Raw genomic sequence first — 18670 nt, 5'->3', positions numbered from 1 at the left:
AAAAGTACGCACTTTTTATTCACCTAGGAAGAAAAAAGTAACCATTACGTGTCACAAGGAGAAACTATGACAACTGATAAACAAACCAGTATCAACTTAGCCCTTTCCACCATTAACGGCAAATGGAAATTATCATTAATGGATGAATTATTCCAAGGAACCAAGCGCAACGGTGAATTGATGCGTGCGCTCGACGGAATCACTCAGCGCGTCCTGACAGATCGCTTGAGAGAAATGGAAAAAGATGGCCTAGTCCATCGAGAATCCTTTAACGAACTGCCCCCTCGTGTGGAATATACGCTCACTCCGGAAGGATATGCTCTTTATGATGCCCTCTCTTCACTTTGCCATTGGGGCGAAACATTTGCACAAAAAAAGGCGAGACTTAACAAATAAGTCTCGTCTTTTTTTATCTATTTTGGGTATTATGGGTAAACTTAAGATATTTTTGAAGTCCTTCTTGAATTGAATAAACGGGTGAAAAACCTAAGCCTTTCAAAGCAGAACTATCTGAAAGAGAATATTTTATATCGCCATCTCGTTCCTTTTGATAAGAAACTGGCAAAGAAAGTCCCACTAATTGGTTCATTTCTTCAATTAATTGATTAAGGGAAATGGCAACTTCGGTACCCACATTATAAACATGTCCCAACGCTTCACTTTTGGTTGCTACTAAATCTAATGCAGTTAGGACATCCTCAATGTAGATAAAGTCACGTGTTTGCTGACCATCTCCAAATATTTGAAATTGGCTCGCTTGCCCTTGCTCTAATTGGATATAACGATCCATCAAAATGGACAGGACACCAGAATAGGGGGAAGCAGGATTTTGATTGGGACCATAGACGTTAAAGAAGCGAACTGCGCTTGTAGGTACCCCATGTAAATGGTATTCATTGAGAACATAACGTTCAGCAGCAAACTTATCAATAGCATAGGGACTCAAAGGGCAAATCACCGAAGTTTCTCTTTTAGGCAACGTTGGCTCTGCACCGTAAACGGCTGCCGACGAAGCAAAAACAAAACGTTTGAGCTCTTTTTGATATTTTTTTATTGATTCCAATATTTTCAATACACTTAAAAAATTGACCTCGTGGGTCTCTAGAGGCTGTGCCACAGAACTTGCCACGCTTGCCACGGCCGCAAGATGAAAGATATACTCAAACGAATGCTTTGAAAGTACTTCGTCCAATAATTGCTGATCCGTCACACTTCCTTTAATAAAAACCAACTGCTCAGTTTGTTGCAAATTTGACACTCGCCCCATGGACAAATCATCAATCACAAAAACTTGATACTGTTGACTATAAAAATTAGCCAAATTAGAACCAATAAAGCCAGCTCCTCCAGTAATTAATAGTTTCTTCACCTCTTTGCTTCCTCTCTTTTTTTTAATTTAATTCCACTTTTTTCGTGTTATTTTCTCTTTGGAATAAAAAAATGCAATATCGAATGAACACATAACTTACAATAGCCACAGCTAATAAAAGTTCAAAAGTAGACAAAATATTTAGCAGACTCGTTAGGCCTACCTTTTCTGCAAATAAAGGTTTAACTTTGACTAATGCTGTCGCAGAAATCACTAATGGGAATGTAAAGGCAGCATAACTTGGATAGAATGTCACTTGCATAATTTTATATAGATTCACTACTACAATCCCATAAATACATTGAGATAAAATTAGCAAGAAAACAACTAATGGCATATACAAATGACCACCCATTGAAATATAGCCAGCTAAACATAACGAACCTGGCGCTGTCATAATCGTCAATAAAGGAATGGTCGATTCAGGCATTTCTTTCGACTTCGTAATTCTCTTGATTAAAATTGGTAACAAGAGTAAATAAAAGAACAACGCTACCCAAAAAACAATTTTTCCCAACTCATTGATAAACAATTGAGAAGTATTAGGAATAACGCCAATGCCGACAAACGTAATAAACCAGCTTGGATAAATATGTTCCAGTTCGATTTTTGTTGGAAAAATATGCACCGCTACAAAATAAATCATTAAAATAAAATGTAAAATCACTGCGCCAATCCACAACACATTAATCCAAGCAGCATTGGTAAATATCCGATCTAAGAAAACACAAATAACCATTAAAGCCATTGTAAATGTTGGTGATACCGAAGCAATAATTGGATCATCTAAGGTGCTTAATGCATGTTTCATTGTAAAAATAATTTTTAAAATAACTAAAATCATTAAGAGACTGCCAAGTACACAATAAATGGTCCCAATTGTTGCATATCCCAAGGAATAAAGTAAATTCCCCAAAGAAACCATCCCTAAAATTAGTCCGCAAATGGGAATCGGGACTTTCCGCAAGAATTTTTTCGCACTTTCTACCATTATGTAGTCACACTCCGTCTTTATTTATTATTATTGATATTAATCAAAAGTATGTTATTATACTAAATGAAATATTTATATTTGTAAAATAAATATTTGCAATACCAACTATTAAGATAGTAAATAGAAAGAGGCGATTTTATGTTCGAATGGATCAAAACATTTATTGCTGTGTATGAAACCAAAAATTTTAGTGCGGCGGCCAAACAATTGTATATTTCTCAGCCAACTGTTTCTTTGCAAATCAAGAAATTAGAGCAACACTTTTCGATCAAGCTGTTCTATCGTAATGGAAAACAATCGGTTATTCCTACCAAAGAAGCTGATTTTCTATATCCAAAAATGCTCTCGATTATTGAAAGCTTAACTACTTCTTTTGCGCAAGCTGCAGAAAAAGAGAATTTTAAAGAAGACTGCATTATAGCCTCTTCAAATACAGTTGCTATTTATTTACTGCCAGATATTATGGAGAGTTTGGTTACCGCTTTTCCACTCATCAACTTTTCGATTCAACTGATGAATTCAAACGAAGTCGTGGATATGGTTCAAAATAATCATGCCCACATTGGACTAATTGAAAAACCCATTGAAACCAAAAATCTACACAAAGAAATTGTTTATGAAGACCAACTAGTTCTAGCAGGAGATGCCGCTTCAAAATTTTGGCTCTTAAGAGAAAAGAACTCTGGCTTACGTTTTTTCAATGAGCTTTATCTCAACGAACACAGCATCAACTTACCAATTATCGAATTAAACAACAACGAAGTCCTATTACAATTGCTAAAAAATAACATTGGGCAATCAATTGTTTCTCGATTATCTATTTCCGATGAGATCCCTTGGCAACCAATTGATCAGTCCTTTGCTTCTCGAAAAATTTTCATTGTCCAGACCGATCACCATGCCAATACTTCCTTCTCTGAAGTTTATAACCGAATCGTTGAAAAAATTCGTGAACGACAAACCTAAAAAACAGGAGAACGACTTAGCTTTCGCTAAATCGTTTTCCTGTTTTTTATTTATCAGTTTCCTCTACCAATTCAAATTCAAAAGGTTCTAACTCAAATAGTTGGTGTAAAATTTGCTGGGTTTCTTGGAACACTTGTTGTGGCTCTTTAGACAAAAGAGTGCTTCGAATGGTCTGTTTTTTTGATTGAAAAAGAATTCTCGTTTCCTCTTCCTTAAATACCACTTGATGAGTTTCCCTTTCAAACATCGTATATTCTTCGAACATTTCCATAACTAATTTTTGACGAAACCCTTCTTTGAGTGCTAATAAAGTTACTAAATCTGCAACGGTTAGCGTTTCTAACGCAATTGTTTCATCTTCTACATGAACAAGATAATTCGTACACTTCACATTCGGACAGGCATTGCAGCCGCCATTAATCAAGTCTGAGGTAGTTGTTATTTTCACCTGTTTCATCTTAATCCTTCTTTCCTACTTTTCGAGAAAAACACAAGGGGTCTCCTCAAAAATATTCAATAAAATATGATTGACTTCTTGAAAGACTTCTTCGTGATTCCGGCATTGTTTTTCCATTACTAAACGCAGATCATTCACAACAAAAGTCAACGTCGTCGCTTGTTGGGAAACATGTATACAACGGTTGCCTTTAACAAAACATTCTGTTTGTTCTTCAATGAATGGTTCTTTTTGATAGCCATATGCTGAAGCGACACATTCCAGGATTTCGTAGATTTCTATTTTTGGAAGTTCATAGCTACAGCTACCGATAACTAGTTGAAAACGGTTCGGCTGTTTTTCATTATTGCTTGCATAATACACTGTTGTCGTTGTCATTTTGCCTCCTTATCTCCTCTATTTTCCTACTCTTATCATAACAAAAAAAGCACGCTTCCCTTATTTAAATTGTTAATAAAGACTATTACAGATTGGTATAACCACACCTAAAAAGTTCGTGATATAATTCACTAAGAAAGAAATATTACAGAAAGAAGAGATGAACGATGAAAGTATTTAACAAAAAAGTCGCAATTATTGGTACTGGTTTTGTTGGCACAAGTATTGCCTATTCCATGATCAACCAAGGGATTGCGAATGAATTAATCTTAGTTGATATTGACAAAGCCAAATCTGAAGGCGAAGCAATTGACTTATTAGATGGTGTGTCTTGGGGCCAAGAAAATGTAAACGTCTGGGCTGGCGACTATCAAGACTGCCAAGATGCCGATATCGTCGTGATTACAGCTGGTGCTAATCAAAAACCTGGGCAAAGTCGTCTAGATTTGGTTTCAATCAATGCAGAAATTATGAAAACAATTGTTAACAATATCATGAAATCTGGTTTTGATGGAATTTTAGTGATTGCCTCAAATCCTGTCGATGTACTGACTTATGTGGCTTGGCAAGCTTCTGGTTTACCTGTTTCAAGAGTAATTGGAACTGGTACAACTTTGGACACAACTCGTTTCCGCAAAGAACTGTCTCAACGTTTAGCGATTGATCCACGCAATGTTCACGGCTATATTATTGGCGAACACGGGGATTCTGAAGTGGCTGTCTGGTCTCATACCATGATTGGTACCAAACCTATTTTAGAAATTGTGGATACGACAGAACGCTTAACTAGTGACGATTTACCAATCATTTCTGATAAAGTGAAAAATACAGCTTATGAAATTATCGATCGCAAACAAGCGACCTATTATGGGATTGGTATGAGTACTGCACGCATTGTTAAAGCCATTTTAAATAATGAACAAGCTATTTTACCTGTCTCAGCTTACTTAGATGGGCAATATGGGCAACAAGATGTATTTACAGGGATTCCTGCAGTCGTTGGCAATCAAGGTGTGACTGACATTATTGAATTGAATCTGAATGCCGCTGAAAAAGAACTCTTCCAAAAATCAGTGACACGATTAAAACAAGTGATGGCATCGTTACAACCGAACGCTTAGTAATTTTTAACTAAAAATAACACTTCAACTAAATTATTCTCTACCAAAATAGATTCTAATTCCCCTTTATCGTTCTTTTTGGTACCATGAAAGAAGAACTTCAACTAAAGCAGAAATTAGGAGGACAAAAAATGGTAATCCAAGGAGATACGTTAGAAAATAGCGCACGTCGTTTATTGCAAGAACGTGGCGTAACAATGAATGATTTAGCTGAACTTGTGTTATTTTTACAAAAAGATTATATTGATAATTTAACATTAGATACTTGTTTAGAAAGTATTGATGCCGTGTTAACAAAGCGTGAAGTACACAACGCGATTATTACAGGTGTCCAACTGGATATTCTGGCAGAAGAAAACAAGCTACTCTCACCGTTACAAGAAATTTTAACGGAAGATGAAGGGCTTTATGGCATTGATGAAATTATGGCGCTCTCCATTGTAAATGTTTATGGATCTATCGGTTTTACGAACTATGGGTATATCGACAAGGTTAAACCAGGCATTTTAAAAGAGTTAAATGCGCATGATGGCGAACATGTCCACACATTCTTGGATGATATCGTAGGTGCAATTGCGGCTGCGGCAGCCAGTCGGTTGGCTCACTCACAACCAGATTTAAGTGATATTACTAAATAAAAAACTTGCCTCTTCATTTTTATGAGAAGAGGCAAGTTTTTTATTTGCTGGACTTCTCACAAGCTTTCTACTTAACAGTAATTATTTGCCATGTTATGTTACAGTCAAGAATAAACAGCTAAAGGAGGTTATCTAGAAATGAAAAAGTTTTTACGCGTATTTTTAATTTTTATTGGGGTATTCTTTCTTGCAAGTTGCGGTTCAAAAATAGAGACAAAAACCTTTGTAGGTTCGCCACAAGATGGGATTGATTCCACCTTAACCTATACGTACCAAGGAGATAAAGTCTTAACGCAAACGGCTAAAAACATTGTTTCTTATGACAAATTGGGGATTACAAAAGAAGAGGCAAAAACAGCGTTGGAACCCGTTTCTAAACAATATGAGGACATCAAAGGGCTTGATTACAAACTGACCTATGAGGACAAACAAGCCATCGAAAAATTGACGATTAATTATGAAAAACTTGATTATGATAAAGCCAAAAAAGTGGATGGTATCCAGATTGATGGAGATTCTTCTAAGGGAATTAGCATGAAGAAAAGCCAAGAATTGGTGGAGTCACAAGGTTATACAGAACAAAAATAATAAAAGAAAGCGTGCGACAATGGGTATTGTCGCACGCTTTCTTTTATTAATTACATTGATGTTGCCATCTTCACTGCTTGAATTGGGTCAAAATGATGGACAGAGTAAACGACTGTACCGGCTTGCCAAACTACTGAGTTTCGATTATAGTCAGTGGTTCCTGCCACGTTCAGTGTGATTTGACCAACGGTATTCGGTGCTGGTAATGTTTCTTGTTCCAAAATGTTGACAACATTTTTCGCTAAATCATCAGGCGATTCACCATTGATATTTGAGGCCCGTACGACTAAACTCCAATTGCCTTCTTGCCAAGATAAGTAACTAGAACCTGCCGCCCCTTGTTTATACCCAGTAATATTGTAACCTAAATCTACTGGTTGACCGCCATTATCAATGATTTGGTTCACTGCATTTTTTGCTTCAGCATCAGAGCCATATGTTTTTTTCTCAAAAGAACTAATTGGCGTTAACTGATTAACACGTGCATCATTCACTGGAATCGCTTCTTTTTCTGCATAATATAAAACACGGAAATTGTTTTGATCCGCTTGTGATGTTGTCGCTGCAGTTAAAAAGTTATTCGTTTGACTCGTTAAAATTGCCTGCGGTAAGCCTTGACTAGGAAACATGTTTGCTAGCTGGTTAAGCACTTGCTTGGCTTGGTCATCTGGATTCGCATTTTTCGCTGGTGATTGTTTTTCTGCTGAGCCATTATTTGCCGCTTCCTTCGTAGAAGAAGCTGTTGCTTTCGAATCAGCTGTTGTTGTTCCTGACGGTTTCGCATCACTAGATTTTGTTGCTGCTTTGCTACTTGATTCTTTTGTAGCAGATGCTTTTGTACTCTCGACTGTGGTACTTTCCGCAGCACTGGAACGACTATCCGTATTTTCTGTACTTTTTCCGCCGCCACATGCTGCTAAAGCAAGGGTTAAAAGAAAAGCACTAGAAATAAGCCCTATCTTTTTCATAAGAATTCCTCCTTGTTTTCCCTACCCTTATTGTACCTTAATCATGTGTATCCGTCACTTGTTTGTGTTTCGTTCTAAGTTGGTTTAAATAACAGAAAGTGGACGGTAGGATTCGAACCTACACCTCAACATTGAGCAAGAATAAACTACTGTTAGTCTCTATGAGTTTAACACCACGTTCATCCACCTATTTGATTGATCCTTTGTATCATAACTTAGAATAATTAAATTGCCTTTAAGGAGCTTCAAAGATTATATGAAGAATTGTAAAAAATCTGTGACGAAAAAACGATTGAACCAATCAGTAGATACACTGAGGTTCAATCGTAACCAATTGTTTAATTATCTGAAAAAACTCACAATTCAACGTTAGTCCCTGGTGCTTTTTTGTTTTCCCCTTGTTGTTTTTTTAAGAATATCCCCAAAATGACAGTGATAATAGGACAAAGCAATGGGAAAAAGGCATATGGTAAGTATTCTAGTGCACCAACTTTTAACGTTCCCATAATGAAGGTACCACTAACTCCCCAAGGAATTAACGAGTTGACTGCCGCCCCAGCATCTGCCAAAGTACGAGTTAAATATTTTTTATCAATACCTAAACGAGTAAATGAGGATTTAAATGTTTCCCCTGGTAAAATAATTGACAAATATTGTTCGCCAACTAGTAAGTTAATTCCCACAGAACTTAAGGCAGTTAAAGCGATTAATTTGGCTGGATTATTCACATAGCCTTTAATTTTATCAATTAAAGTAGCCACGATGTTAAACTTAATCAACAAGCCGCCCAAACCTAATGCCAAAATAATCAACGCAGCAGAACCTAACATGCTTTCAATCCCACCACGAGATAAAAGTGTATCAATACTTTGGTCCCCTGTATCTGCCACATAACCACTCATTAAGATGGTAGAAACTTTCGCTAAACTTAGGTGATGATCATTTATAAAAGCTAAGATGACCGCCACTGTAGAGCCGACTAGTAACGTTGGAATAGCCGGTACCTTTTTCCAGGCGAATAAGAATAAAACCGCTACTGGCAACAATGTAATCGGTGAAATCCAGAATCCTTGATGTAACGTTTGGACCATTGCATCAACCGATTGTAAATCCGCCGAACCAGATTGATGCCCCAAGAAGATATAGCCGACAATCGAAATAATAAACGCCGGAATAACAGTGTACATCATGTTTAGTATATGTTCAAAAAGGTTCACGCCACCAATTCCAGCAGCTAAGTTTGTTGTATCAGATAACGGTGAAATGTTGTTCCCTAAAAAGGCACCTGAAACAACTGCGCCAGCTGTCATCGCATTGTCGAATCCAAGAATATGTCCAATACCTAGAAAGGCAATCCCCATAGTTGAAACAGTCGTAAAGGAGCTCCCTACCGTCACACCAACTAGTGCACAGACCACAAAAACGGTTGGTAAGAAGAACTTCACTGAGATAATTTTAAAACCATAGACCATAATTGTTGGAATCGTCCCAGATAAGATCCAAGTAGCAACTAAGACACCTATCAGCAAGAAAATAATAATCGGAATGATCCCTGGTTTAATCCCTTCCACAATGCCTTCGTGGATTTCATCCCAAGAAAATCCTTTCCATTTGCCATAAAGCAACAACAACATGAATACAAAAAGAATCGGTATGTGAGGGGTTAATTTTTGACCAATAATTAAGTACCCGAGAATCGCTAACAAGGCAATCAAAATGCCTAAACTTTCAGCGAACGAAACAGTGGGTTTCGTTGATTTCATATGAAAACCTCCTTTTATGGAAAGCGAAAACTGAAGCAATAATCGAACTTGCTTCAGTTTCCAAACGACAATTTACTATAGTCATCAGGTGAAGAGGCACTCAGCAAAATAATTGCTAGCCTTTTTATTCACCTAAATCTTCTTTTACTTCCGTTGCCCAACTTGCTTTTTTAAAGCGATTAATGATTAACGGAATCACAAACATAACAATAGTGATTAATGCAACTAAGACTGCATCAGTCACGGTTGTTGTACCTAATGTGGCGAAAATAACAATGATAACACTAAAAATTAACATTGCTGCCACTAAATAAGCTAAGCCATTACCTTTTTTACCAATTCGGTAAGGACGTAGTGTATCTGGTTGAGATTTACGTAATTTAATTAGGGAAATCGCAATCAATACATACACAATACTATAAATAATTGTTGTTGCATTTGTTAAAGTTAAGAATACAGCGTTGACATCATCCATTACCCCATAAAGTAAAGCGAATAATGAGATAACCACAGATTGTGTTAACACAACGTTACGAGAAACGCCATATTTATTTTCGCGATGGAAACCAAATTTTGGTGGCAATAAGCCATCACGAGCAACTTGAATAATTGTTTTTGATGGTCCAGTAACCCAAGCAGATAATTGTAATAACACACCTAAGAAGACCATGAAACTAAAGATATTACCAATAATTGTTGGTAAACCTAAAACGTCACAATAAAGCAAAATTGGTTGTGTAATGTTAGACAATTCCATTTTGCCATTTGGAACAATATTAGCAACAAACATTGCATTAATAACGTTTAATAAAACTAAACCAATTAATGAAATGAAAACGCCTTTTGTATAATTTTTTGTTGCATCTTTCAAACGAGGAATATAAACAGAAGACATTTCAATCCCAACAAAGATAAACGCAATCCCTGCTAGATATTTAAATGTGTCCATATTTTCTAAGTTTGGTAAAACTTTTGACCAAGAGAAGGCACCTAAATAGCCGCCAGGTGTTAAGCCTACTTTAATCATTGAAAGAAGACCTAAAACAAACATAACTAATACTGGGATGTAAACACCTAGCCAAACACCAATATTTCCGCCAACTTTCGCCATGTCAAATTTCAAGTTCAAGATTGTAATAATCCAGTAAATCACTAAGATACAACCTAATACGAACCAATGATTTTCACCTAAGTGAACATTACCAAATGTATTACCTAGCAAAGGGCCTAATGTAGAAGCAACCATTACCATTCCTGGGAACATTTGCACCCATAGTAACCAAGCGACAACAAAACCCCATTTGCTACCTAAGGCAGTTTTAACCCAAAGTTGAGGGCCACCTTCTTGAGGAAGCATCGTAGATAATTCACCAGATATCAATGCGATTGGACCAGCAAAGAATAAGACCGCGAAAATTGTGTAAGAAATTAATGTCCAACCAACAGCAGCAAGTGTTGGGATACTACGTACAGTTGCACACAATGCCATTGTTAAACCGATAAAAGTACCTAATTCAATTTTTTTAACTTGTTGTTTATCCAATTTTGTACACTCCTTATAAGATTTTGGATAAGGAGCATGAATGACTGTTATACGCTGAGTAAAACAGTCATTCGACTGCCTCTTACCCAGACAAAGAATTGGTTAAGAGGTTAGCCGTCTGGTTGATTTATCTCTTGAATAAATCAACCAGACCAACGTTCCCTCGTTCGGTTACCATTTCTTTTTTCCGTTTAAGATTCAATTATTTTACGTCGTAAATTTGTTCTAATTTTTCTTGTAAAGCAGCTTGAATCTTAGGAGCGTAAACATCAAATTCTTCTTTATCGTTCATGTATGGAGTCATTACAGCAGCACGTAACACAGTTACTTTACCTGCACGGTTCCATTCTTCGTCACTAAATCCTAAGCTGTTTACAAATTTTAATGGGCTGTTGCCATAATCTGGAATAGCAAAGTCAGTATGTGAAGTAATGAATTCGTTGTTGTAAATATTTCCTTTAACGTATGATGCATAGTCATATACATCATGGTTTAATTTGTTCATTGCTACTAAATCATCGTTGCCTTTTTCTTTAAACACATAGTCAACCATGTTGAAGTCTGGATGAGTTAATGTGTGGACTTCGATTTCTTTGTCGCCAACTTTGAATGTTAAATCATTCAAGAAGTTATAGAAATGATGTGATCCTTCAATTGAAGCACCAATTAATTTACCATAACCTGCAACGTTTAAAGGTAAAACGTGGTGTGCAGCCCATACAGAAGCAGCTGTTGCACCAGCTTTTGAACCTTCAAGGATATAAGCACCTAGTAACGCAGGAATATCGGCACCTTTTTCAAATACGTAAGTTGCGAAGTAAGAAATAACGTCGCGCATACGGATATCTTGGATAACGATACCACCAGCTGAATAAGGGATATAACCCATTTTATGAGGGTCAATTGTTACTGATTCTGCTAATTCGATTGCTTTATATGCATCATACACTTCTCTTGAAATGTGTTCTTTTTTCTCTTTGAAGACACCGTATTCTTCGTGAACATCTTGTAAATCTTCGTAAGGGATGAAGTTGTTGTCTTCGTCTAAGAAGATGGCACGTCCATAACCACCATAAGCAGCATCAACGTGTACATAATAGTAAATACCGTCTTTCATTAATTCATCGCGTAAAGCAATAATTTTATCGATTGAGTCAACGGCACCTTCTTCAGTAGAACCAACTACACCGACAACACCTAGCACTGGAATTTGTTCTTCTGCTAAGCCACGAACGATTTTTTCTAATTCGTTGATATCCATACGGTAGTTATGGTCAACTGGTACTGGGATAACTTGATCTAAACCGATACCGATAATATCAGCAGCTTTTAACCAAGAATAGTGTTTAGTTTGTGGGACTAACCATTTACCGATTGCTTGTAAATGTTTACCTGAACGAGCTGAATGAGCTTTGATTTCATCAATTTCATCTTCAGCTGATTCTAATAAGTCCATAATTTCTTTTGTTGGCATGTTCAATAGTTCCCAATCTGATTTGCCAGCAACTAATTCTGGTTTTACTTCTTTCATAGCAAATGGTAATGATTTAATGTTACGGGCATACCATAAGCCTTCTAAGTTAGCTAAAGAACCATCAGCAACGATGTGTCCCCAACCATTTTTGTAGCTCATTAAGTGAGCAAATTCATGTCCTACTTCTTCTTCCATTTGAGAAGTTGCTGGAGAAGATTCATAGGCAACGTTGTTCCCGTTCCATAGCATTGCAAAGTTGTAAGCTAATAGAGAAGGCATTAATGTTTCTGAGTTCATATGTCCCCAATATCTACCTGCTGTATGCCATGGAACTGAATGTGTACGCATGCGAGAAGAGATTTCATTCAATACATCTTTCATATGGTTGACAGTTTTTTCGTAGCTTTCAGATGTGCGTTCTTGAGAAGAGATAACTGGCATGTCTTGTGGCATGTAGTTTTGACGCCATCCTAAATGTTCATCTACTAAGTCGATCAACAAGTCTTTATATAATTGTCCGTTTTCGGCTTTGTCCCCAATGAATAGTGCATTAAGGTTCATTTCGCCTTTTGCTAATTTTTCGTTTTTCATACGAAAATTCCTCCTTACAAATTTTAATGAATTAGATTTTGCATTCACAACTTACACCCAAACGGCTAAAGTGTAAAGAAGAAAAATAACAATGGTTATCATAGCTCTTTAATTTTATAATTTTTTCACAAGGTGTCTTGTCAGAACCATTATATAAAAAAATAAGAGTGGGATTGTGTGTACAATCCCACTCTTATTAGGTGTATTAACGGTTTCACCACTACCTGTAAGGAGAAATAGAATTTTAACTTTGATCAAATAATCACACGTCTTCTCTTCGTGAAATTATTATCAATTTCTAATCCATTACTTTTGCTAAAAAGTAATTTTTCTTCCCTTTCCGTACAACAACGAATTTTCCATCGAAATGTTGTGTTGGATCGACTGCAAAATCTAAATCGGTAACTCGGTCACCGTTAATACTTATAGCTCCTCCGCTCACATCTTCGCGAGCTTGACGTTTTGATGGTTCGATTTCTGTGTCAACTAACCAATCTACGATGTTTTTAGCATCTTTGGTAATTTCAACAGTTGGCACATGTTCTAACCCTTGCTCAATTTCCTCAATCGTTAAGTCTTTAATGTTGCCTGAGAAAAGAGCTTCTGAAATTTTTTGCGCTTCTTCTAAAGCTGCATCATCGTGAACAAATCGTGTCACTTCTTCAGCTAAGCGTCTTTGTGCTTCACGTTTACCTGGTTCTTTTTCAACTTTTTCAGCTAACGCATCGATTTCTTCTTTATCTAAGAAAGTAAAGAATTTCAAGTATTTGATGACATCACGATCATCTTGGTTTAACCAGAATTGGTAGAATTCAAATGGTGAGGTTTTCTTAGGATCTAACCAGATAGCGCCACCCGCTGTTTTCCCAAATTTTGTACCATCTGCTTTTAGCATTAAAGGAATGGTTAACCCGAATACTTTGGCTTCTGGTCCTTCTTTTTTACGAATCAAATCTAATCCTGCAGTGATATTGCCCCATTGATCAGCGCCACCAATTTGCAATTGAATATTATGTTTTTTATGCAATGTGTAAAAGTCAATTGATTGAAGAATTTGGTATGTGAATTCTGTAAAGGAAATGCCACTTTCTAAACGACTAGCGACAATGTCTTTTGCCAACATCGTGTTGACATTAAAGTTTTTCCCGTAATCTCTTAAAAAATCTAATAAAGATAGTTCTGATAACCAATCGTAGTTGTTCACCATTGTTACCTCAGCATCTTTACCAAATAATTTTTTCATTTGGTTTGAAAGACTGTCCACATTATGTTGCACAGCTTCCATCGTTTGTAAGACACGTTCGGTTGTTCGTCCACTTGGGTCACCAATTGTTCCAGTTCCGCCACCAATTAAAATGTATGGGTGATGACCTGCTAATTGGAATCGTTTCATCATCATAAAAGGAATTAAATGTCCAATATGCATGCTATCTCCAGTTGGATCGACACCGCAATATAGCGAAATGCTCGTATTTTCTGTAAGTTCTCTTAGTCCTTCTTCGTTTGTTTGTTGATTGATTGCATCACGCCATGCTAGCTCGTCAATGATATTCATGTTATCACCCTCCATATTTATAATTATCTCTTTATAGGAAATCGTTCATTTAACGAAACAAACGATTAACACACTTGTTTTTACACGATATTCCGTGTTTATTTCTATGTATACACGGGTTCACGAAATTTTCTTTGGTCTGCCACGTATTCAAAAAAAGAATACAAAAAATCCCTAAGCCGTCGAAACGACTTAGGGACGAATTTCTCGTGGTACCACCCAAATTTATACATAGTTTAGTTTATTTAAAATACTATATACCTCTTAACAAATAACGCTGTTACCCGTGCCCTGTAGGCAGAAGCTCAAGAATGTAATTCGATAAATAACGTGTACTAGTTTCCAGCGCCACTAGCTTTCTGTAACAGTGGTTATTTCTCTACTGCTTTTCTGTCATTGCTTTGTATTTAACTTGTACATGTAGCATATTCCTTTTCGTTTTTTTTGTCAACACTCTTTGCTTAATTTTTTTTACTTTTACAAAAGATGTCCCTTTTTCGCAAAAATAAAATAACAAATTAACAATAATATTTATTTGTTTTAACAGCAACTACAGATAAAAAAATAACGAATAAAATAAAAAAATATTCTTTAAAATTTTTTTGACTTTTTTTGTGATTTTCTATACTTTTATAAAATTCCCGAAGAAAAATGACGAACTTCGGATCAGAAGTTCGTCATTTTGTGAAAAACAGTTTTAAAGAATTGGTGAAAATAATCGTGAAATTTGCTGTTTAAAAATCAACCATTTTGACATGTCGCGAACAACTTCTGGAGTCATTGTTGTACATTTTTTTCGATCTTCTAAGAAAATTGCTTCTAATTGATCAATGATTTTTTTATCATATAACACAGCATTTGCTTCAAAGTTTAATTTGTAACTTCGGATATCTTGATTGGCTGAACCAACTGTGCAGACTTCATCATCCATAATCATTGTTTTCGCATGTAAGAAACCACCGTTATAAATTAAAATTTCAATATTTTCTTTCATCAATAAGCGGCCGTAATACTGTGTTGCTCGATAAATAAACGGATGGTCGGGCTTATCTGGAATCATAATTTTAACATCTACTCCTGAAGCCGCAGCAACCTTTAAAGCAGCCAAGACACTATCATCAGGAACTAAATACGGCGTTTGAATCCAGACTCTTTTCTTGGCAGAAGTAATCAATTTAATAAAGGCCAATTTAATTTGTTCACGGTCACTGTTAGGACCACTGGCAATCATCTGAATGGATGTATTTGCCTCTGGCACCAATGCTTCAAGTTTAAAGAAATAATCCAATTGATACGCCACACGATTTTTCTCGGGGGAAGAGACGTTCCAATCCATTAAAAAACGCATTTGCAGTAATGAGGCTGCTGGCCCTTGAATCCGTAAATGTGTATCCCGCCAATAGCCAAACTTTTTAGTCGTTCCGGCATATTGATCGGCAACATTAAAGCCGCCAATGTAGCCTACTTTTCCGTCAATAACAACAATTTTCCGGTGATCATGATAATTCAAACGAAACTTCAAAAGTGCTTTTTGAGAAGTAATAAACGTTTGGACAAAACCGCCGTTTTTTTTCAATTCATTCAAATGATGAACCTTGGTGCCCTTTGAGCCAAAGGCATCGTAAAGCAACCGCACTTCAACCCCTTCAGCCGCCTTTTCTTCTAATAAGTTCAAAATTTTGGTACCGATATGATCCGTTACAAAGGCATAATATTCAATATGAATGGAGTGCTGAGCTTTTTTTATGTCCGCCATCAACGCATTGAATTTTTCCGTACCATCCGTAAAAATTTCAACATCATTTTTCTTAGTCAGGGGCATCCTATTTAACGAGGAAAAAAAGTCTGTAAACTGTTGTTGCTCCTCCGTCGGCATCTTTAGACTATAAAGTTCAAAACTTTCTTCTTGGAAATTCTGGAAATTCTCTAATTCCCGTAAATCACTTTGTTGCAAATAAAATTTCTTTTTGTCGGTTAAACCGCGCCCAAAGAATAAATATAAGAAAAAACCAAAAACGGGTAGAGCAATCAGTACGAGTAGCCATGCCCAAATTGCTGCTACATCTCGAGGTTTTAACAAAATGGTAATTCCCGCAATAATTGCATTAATAAAATAAATAACTGTTAAGACGCTAAGAATCAATTGTCTTCCTCCTTTATTTGTTACGTTTTAGTATACCATCAATTACGGATTTGGAATATCTTTTCTTTAGCGACTTCTGTCTCAAAAAATAAAAAGAACCCCCATCCTAGTTAGTGATACTAGAATGAGGGGGTCTTTTTGATGTTTATTTGAAAGTCTTTTAACTTAATTTCGTGTAAATGGACCTTTAGGAGCAATCAATTCTAAATTTGTACCATCTGGATCGGTAAAGTAAGCGACCCCTGTACCAAAACCGCTCTTCAAGCCATCTTCTTCTTGGAATGTAATCGGCTCTCCATCAGGTTCTACGCCAATCGCTCTTAAACGTGCAACAGCTGCATCAATATCTTCCACTTCGAAACACATATGCATTGCACTAATTTGTTCGTTGGAATAAGAAGCTTTTTCTGATTTTGGTTTAACATATTCTAATAAATCAATATTGATGTTTTCTAGATGCACATTGGCATACTTGATTAATGTATCATCTAACCCTTGTGTTTGGGCCATCCGTTTTCCACCAATTTCATCACGATTTGCGATTTTTGTTCCTGTTAATGCTTCATAAAACTTCACTGATTCATCCAAATTACTGACTGTAATCCCCACGTGGTTGACTACTGAAAAACCTTTAACTGCTTCACTCATTGTATCTCCTCCTAGTTAATTTTTAGAAATCAAACGTGTCTGGATCTGGTCCCACACGTAACGATTCATTCAATTGGTTAATTTGTGCCATTTCTTCTGCACTTAGTTCAAAATCAAAGACCGCTGCATTGCTAATCATCCGTTCTTTGTGGACAGATTTCACGGCTAATAAGATATCTTGTTGAATATCCCAACGTAAAATCACTTGCGCTGCTGATTTATTATGGTTCTCAGCAATCGCCAAAATGGTTTCATTCGATAATAATTGACCTTGCATCAATGGTGACCAAGCTTGGACTTTGATATCATGTTTTTCACAGAAATCACGCACTTCTTTTTGATCCAATTTTGGATGTAGTTCCACTTGGTTAATTACCGGAACAACTTTTGCATAAGAAAGTAAATCTTCTAAATGATGAACTTGGAAGTTGCTGACACCAATTGCTTTCACTTTTCCTTCGGCGTATAAAGTTTCTAAAGCTTGCCATGATTCTTTGTAAGAATTATTTCCTGGCCAATGAATTAAATACAAATCTAAATAATCTAAACCTAAACGTTCCAAACTATCATTGAAAGCTTGAATTGTTTCATCATAGGAAATATGCGCGTTCCAAACTTTCGAGGTAACAAATAAGTCCTCACGGTTCAAACCAGTTGCCGCTAAGCCTGCTTTAATTCCCGCTCCTGTGCCAGATTCATTGCCATAGATTTGCGCTGTATCGATTAAACGATAACCATTGATAATCCCTTCTTCGACCACTTTTGCTGTCTCTTCATCTGGTATTTGGAATACCCCGAGACCCATTCCTGGAATTTTAGTGCCGTTGTTTAATGTTACTGTATCTGCTAGTGATGTAATCATTTGATTCGCTCCTTTAACGTTTTCTGATATCATCATATACCGTGCCGTACATGCTGTATAGTACGTACTTTTTCGTTTCATAGGAACCAAAAAGTGCGCTTTTTGTTAAATTCGCTTTTTTAGCCTGAAATTTTTTTAACTTTTTTTATATAACGTACTTTCTCGCTCTTCTAAGCGTAGCATTCTTTAAACGATTTAACTAGTGTATCTCTCACGACACACGACATCTTATGTAAAAAAAGAGAACGCGTACTCCGTCTTCGAAACGTCCTAAGACGCCGACAGAATACCGTTCTCGTGGGTTTGGCACCCAATGGGGGCATAGGGATTCGAACCCTAGACCCTCTGATTAAGAGTCAGATGCTCTAACCAACTGAGCTATGCCCCCGTTGTATAAAATGGCTTTTCAGCTACCTCAATATTGTAGCACTCCGCTATTATTTATACAAGAGGGAATTTTTTTCAGTTGTTATTCTTGTGAAGATTGTTCTTTTTTTACAGGACAAGCTGTTTGACAATCTTCACAACTTTCCCCTTTTTTGATTCGTCGATAGGTGATGATTCCTGCTGTTCCAAAAATTAAAATGGATAAAATAATTGTTGCCATCCGTT

The 18670-nt window shown here is 36.5% G+C and carries 18 protein-coding genes, 1 tRNA gene and 1 other annotated feature; of the genes, 5 read left to right on the top strand and 14 right to left on the bottom strand.

The features are described from left to right. Nucleotides 1-48 precede the first annotated feature (48 nt). Nucleotides 49-396 (top strand): winged helix-turn-helix transcriptional regulator, encoded by a 348-nt coding sequence (locus IGL90_RS01995; RefSeq protein WP_002355464.1) that lies wholly within the window; start codon nt 49-51, stop codon nt 394-396. A 13-nt stretch (nt 397-409) separates the two neighbouring features. On the opposite strand, the gene IGL90_RS01990 is transcribed toward IGL90_RS01995, so the two are convergent. Then, nucleotides 410-1369 (bottom strand): GDP-mannose 4,6-dehydratase, encoded by a 960-nt coding sequence (locus IGL90_RS01990; RefSeq protein WP_002380066.1) that lies wholly within the window; start codon nt 1367-1369, stop codon nt 410-412. A gap of 22 nt (nt 1370-1391) precedes the next feature. Then, a complete protein-coding gene (locus tag IGL90_RS01985; protein ID WP_002355462.1) occupies nt 1392-2360 on the bottom strand; it encodes a TDT family transporter in 969 nt (322 codons plus the stop codon). 141 nt (nt 2361-2501) lie between these two features. On the opposite strand from IGL90_RS01985, the gene IGL90_RS01980 reads away from it, so the two are divergent. Next, nucleotides 2502-3329, top strand: a complete 828-nt coding sequence (locus tag IGL90_RS01980) for a LysR family transcriptional regulator (protein ID WP_002358639.1) — start codon at nt 2502-2504, stop codon at nt 3327-3329. A 46-nt stretch (nt 3330-3375) separates the two neighbouring features. Here the strand turns inward: IGL90_RS01980 and IGL90_RS01975 are convergent, their stop codons facing one another. Together IGL90_RS01975 and IGL90_RS01970 are read right to left on the bottom strand one after the other, a co-directional pair. Further along, on the bottom strand, nt 3376-3786 hold the full coding sequence (locus IGL90_RS01975) for a DUF4809 family protein (RefSeq protein ID WP_010777399.1): 411 nt from the start codon (nt 3784-3786) through the stop codon (nt 3376-3378). A 15-nt stretch (nt 3787-3801) separates the two neighbouring features. Next, nucleotides 3802-4164: a DUF4809 family protein gene (locus IGL90_RS01970; RefSeq protein ID WP_002363122.1), complete on the bottom strand. Its 363-nt coding sequence runs from the start codon at nt 4162-4164 to the stop codon at nt 3802-3804. Nucleotides 4165-4331: 167 nt separating this feature from the next. On the opposite strand from IGL90_RS01970, the gene IGL90_RS01965 reads away from it, so the two are divergent. The 3 genes from IGL90_RS01965 (at nt 4332) to IGL90_RS01955 (ending at nt 6511) form a co-directional block, all read left to right on the top strand. Continuing rightward, nucleotides 4332-5285, top strand: a complete 954-nt coding sequence (locus tag IGL90_RS01965; RefSeq protein WP_010777398.1) for an L-lactate dehydrogenase — start codon at nt 4332-4334, stop codon at nt 5283-5285. Nucleotides 5286-5416: 131 nt separating this feature from the next. Further along, nucleotides 5417-5923: a phosphatidylglycerophosphatase A family protein gene (locus IGL90_RS01960; protein ID WP_010710809.1), complete on the top strand. Its 507-nt coding sequence runs from the start codon at nt 5417-5419 to the stop codon at nt 5921-5923. A 138-nt stretch (nt 5924-6061) separates the two neighbouring features. Continuing rightward, the gene (locus IGL90_RS01955; protein ID WP_002355456.1) at nt 6062-6511 is read left to right on the top strand and encodes a YehR family lipoprotein; all 450 of its coding nucleotides are present in this window, start codon (nt 6062-6064) and stop codon (nt 6509-6511) included. Between the two features lie 50 nt (nt 6512-6561). Here the strand turns inward: IGL90_RS01955 and IGL90_RS01950 are convergent, their stop codons facing one another. The 10 genes from IGL90_RS01950 to IGL90_RS01905 all read right to left on the bottom strand — a co-directional run bounded on the left by IGL90_RS01950 (nt 6562) and on the right by IGL90_RS01905 (nt 18665). Next, entirely contained in the window at nt 6562-7479 is a 918-nt protein-coding gene (locus IGL90_RS01950; RefSeq protein WP_002401246.1) for a hypothetical protein, read from the bottom strand. Nucleotides 7480-7835: 356 nt separating this feature from the next. Beyond that, nucleotides 7836-9242 (bottom strand): Na+/H+ antiporter NhaC, encoded by a 1407-nt coding sequence (gene nhaC / locus IGL90_RS01945; protein WP_002363118.1) that lies wholly within the window; start codon nt 9240-9242, stop codon nt 7836-7838. Between the two features lie 124 nt (nt 9243-9366). Beyond that, nucleotides 9367-10785, bottom strand: a complete 1419-nt coding sequence (gene tyrP, locus IGL90_RS01940) for a tyrosine-tyramine antiporter (protein WP_002355453.1) — start codon at nt 10783-10785, stop codon at nt 9367-9369. Between the two features lie 202 nt (nt 10786-10987). Further along, entirely contained in the window at nt 10988-12850 is a 1863-nt protein-coding gene (gene tdc / locus IGL90_RS01935; protein ID WP_002355450.1) for a tyrosine decarboxylase, read from the bottom strand. A gap of 298 nt (nt 12851-13148) precedes the next feature. Next, nucleotides 13149-14405 carry a tyrosine--tRNA ligase gene (gene tyrS / locus IGL90_RS01930; protein WP_002355444.1) on the bottom strand — a complete coding sequence of 419 codons (1257 nt, stop codon included), beginning with the start codon at nt 14403-14405 and terminating at the stop codon, nt 13149-13151. A 191-nt stretch (nt 14406-14596) separates the two neighbouring features. Continuing rightward, nucleotides 14597-14811, bottom strand: a binding site (T-box leader). Between the two features lie 291 nt (nt 14812-15102). Then, nucleotides 15103-16548 (bottom strand): cardiolipin synthase, encoded by a 1446-nt coding sequence (gene cls / locus IGL90_RS01925; protein WP_048737404.1) that lies wholly within the window; start codon nt 16546-16548, stop codon nt 15103-15105. A 165-nt stretch (nt 16549-16713) separates the two neighbouring features. Beyond that, nucleotides 16714-17196, bottom strand: coding sequence for a VOC family protein (locus tag IGL90_RS01920; RefSeq protein WP_002355441.1), 483 nt, complete (start codon nt 17194-17196; stop codon nt 16714-16716). 22 nt (nt 17197-17218) lie between these two features. Next, entirely contained in the window at nt 17219-18094 is an 876-nt protein-coding gene (locus tag IGL90_RS01915; protein WP_002384874.1) for an aldo/keto reductase, read from the bottom strand. Nucleotides 18095-18372: 278 nt separating this feature from the next. Then, nucleotides 18373-18446, bottom strand: a tRNA-Lys gene (locus IGL90_RS01910). An 81-nt stretch (nt 18447-18527) separates the two neighbouring features. Then, nucleotides 18528-18665 carry a hypothetical protein gene (locus IGL90_RS01905; RefSeq protein ID WP_002355364.1) on the bottom strand — a complete coding sequence of 46 codons (138 nt, stop codon included), beginning with the start codon at nt 18663-18665 and terminating at the stop codon, nt 18528-18530. Nucleotides 18666-18670: the final 5 nt, after the last annotated feature.

The organism is Enterococcus sp. DIV1307a (genome assembly GCF_050537425.1).
GTDB classification, from domain to species: Bacteria; Bacillota; Bacilli; order Lactobacillales; family Enterococcaceae; genus Enterococcus; species Enterococcus faecalis.
This window is presented reverse-complemented; position numbering and strand designations above follow the sequence as displayed.

What these genes read in the sequence shown, in the direction of transcription:
- nhaC (WP_002363118.1), bottom strand. Translation starts at nt 9,242, where the DNA reads ATGAAATCAACGAAACCCACTGTTTCGTTCGCTGAAAGTTTAGGCATT.
- tdc (WP_002355450.1), bottom strand. Translation starts at nt 12,850, where the DNA reads ATGAAAAACGAAAAATTAGCAAAAGGCGAAATGAACCTTAATGCACTA.
- IGL90_RS01955 (WP_002355456.1), top strand. Translation starts at nt 6,062, where the DNA reads ATGAAAAAGTTTTTACGCGTATTTTTAATTTTTATTGGGGTATTCTTT.
- IGL90_RS01985 (WP_002355462.1), bottom strand. Translation starts at nt 2,360, where the DNA reads ATGGTAGAAAGTGCGAAAAAATTCTTGCGGAAAGTCCCGATTCCCATT.
- IGL90_RS01920 (WP_002355441.1), bottom strand. Translation starts at nt 17,196, where the DNA reads ATGAGTGAAGCAGTTAAAGGTTTTTCAGTAGTCAACCACGTGGGGATT.
- IGL90_RS01915 (WP_002384874.1), bottom strand. Translation starts at nt 18,094, where the DNA reads ATGATGATATCAGAAAACGTTAAAGGAGCGAATCAAATGATTACATCA.
- IGL90_RS01980 (WP_002358639.1), top strand. Translation starts at nt 2,502, where the DNA reads ATGTTCGAATGGATCAAAACATTTATTGCTGTGTATGAAACCAAAAAT.
- IGL90_RS01975 (WP_010777399.1), bottom strand. Translation starts at nt 3,786, where the DNA reads ATGAAACAGGTGAAAATAACAACTACCTCAGACTTGATTAATGGCGGC.
- IGL90_RS01960 (WP_010710809.1), top strand. Translation starts at nt 5,417, where the DNA reads ATGGTAATCCAAGGAGATACGTTAGAAAATAGCGCACGTCGTTTATTG.
- IGL90_RS01965 (WP_010777398.1), top strand. Translation starts at nt 4,332, where the DNA reads ATGAAAGTATTTAACAAAAAAGTCGCAATTATTGGTACTGGTTTTGTT.
- tyrS (WP_002355444.1), bottom strand. Translation starts at nt 14,405, where the DNA reads ATGAATATCATTGACGAGCTAGCATGGCGTGATGCAATCAATCAACAA.
- IGL90_RS01950 (WP_002401246.1), bottom strand. Translation starts at nt 7,479, where the DNA reads ATGAAAAAGATAGGGCTTATTTCTAGTGCTTTTCTTTTAACCCTTGCT.
- IGL90_RS01970 (WP_002363122.1), bottom strand. Translation starts at nt 4,164, where the DNA reads ATGACAACGACAACAGTGTATTATGCAAGCAATAATGAAAAACAGCCG.
- IGL90_RS01905 (WP_002355364.1), bottom strand. Translation starts at nt 18,665, where the DNA reads ATGGCAACAATTATTTTATCCATTTTAATTTTTGGAACAGCAGGAATC.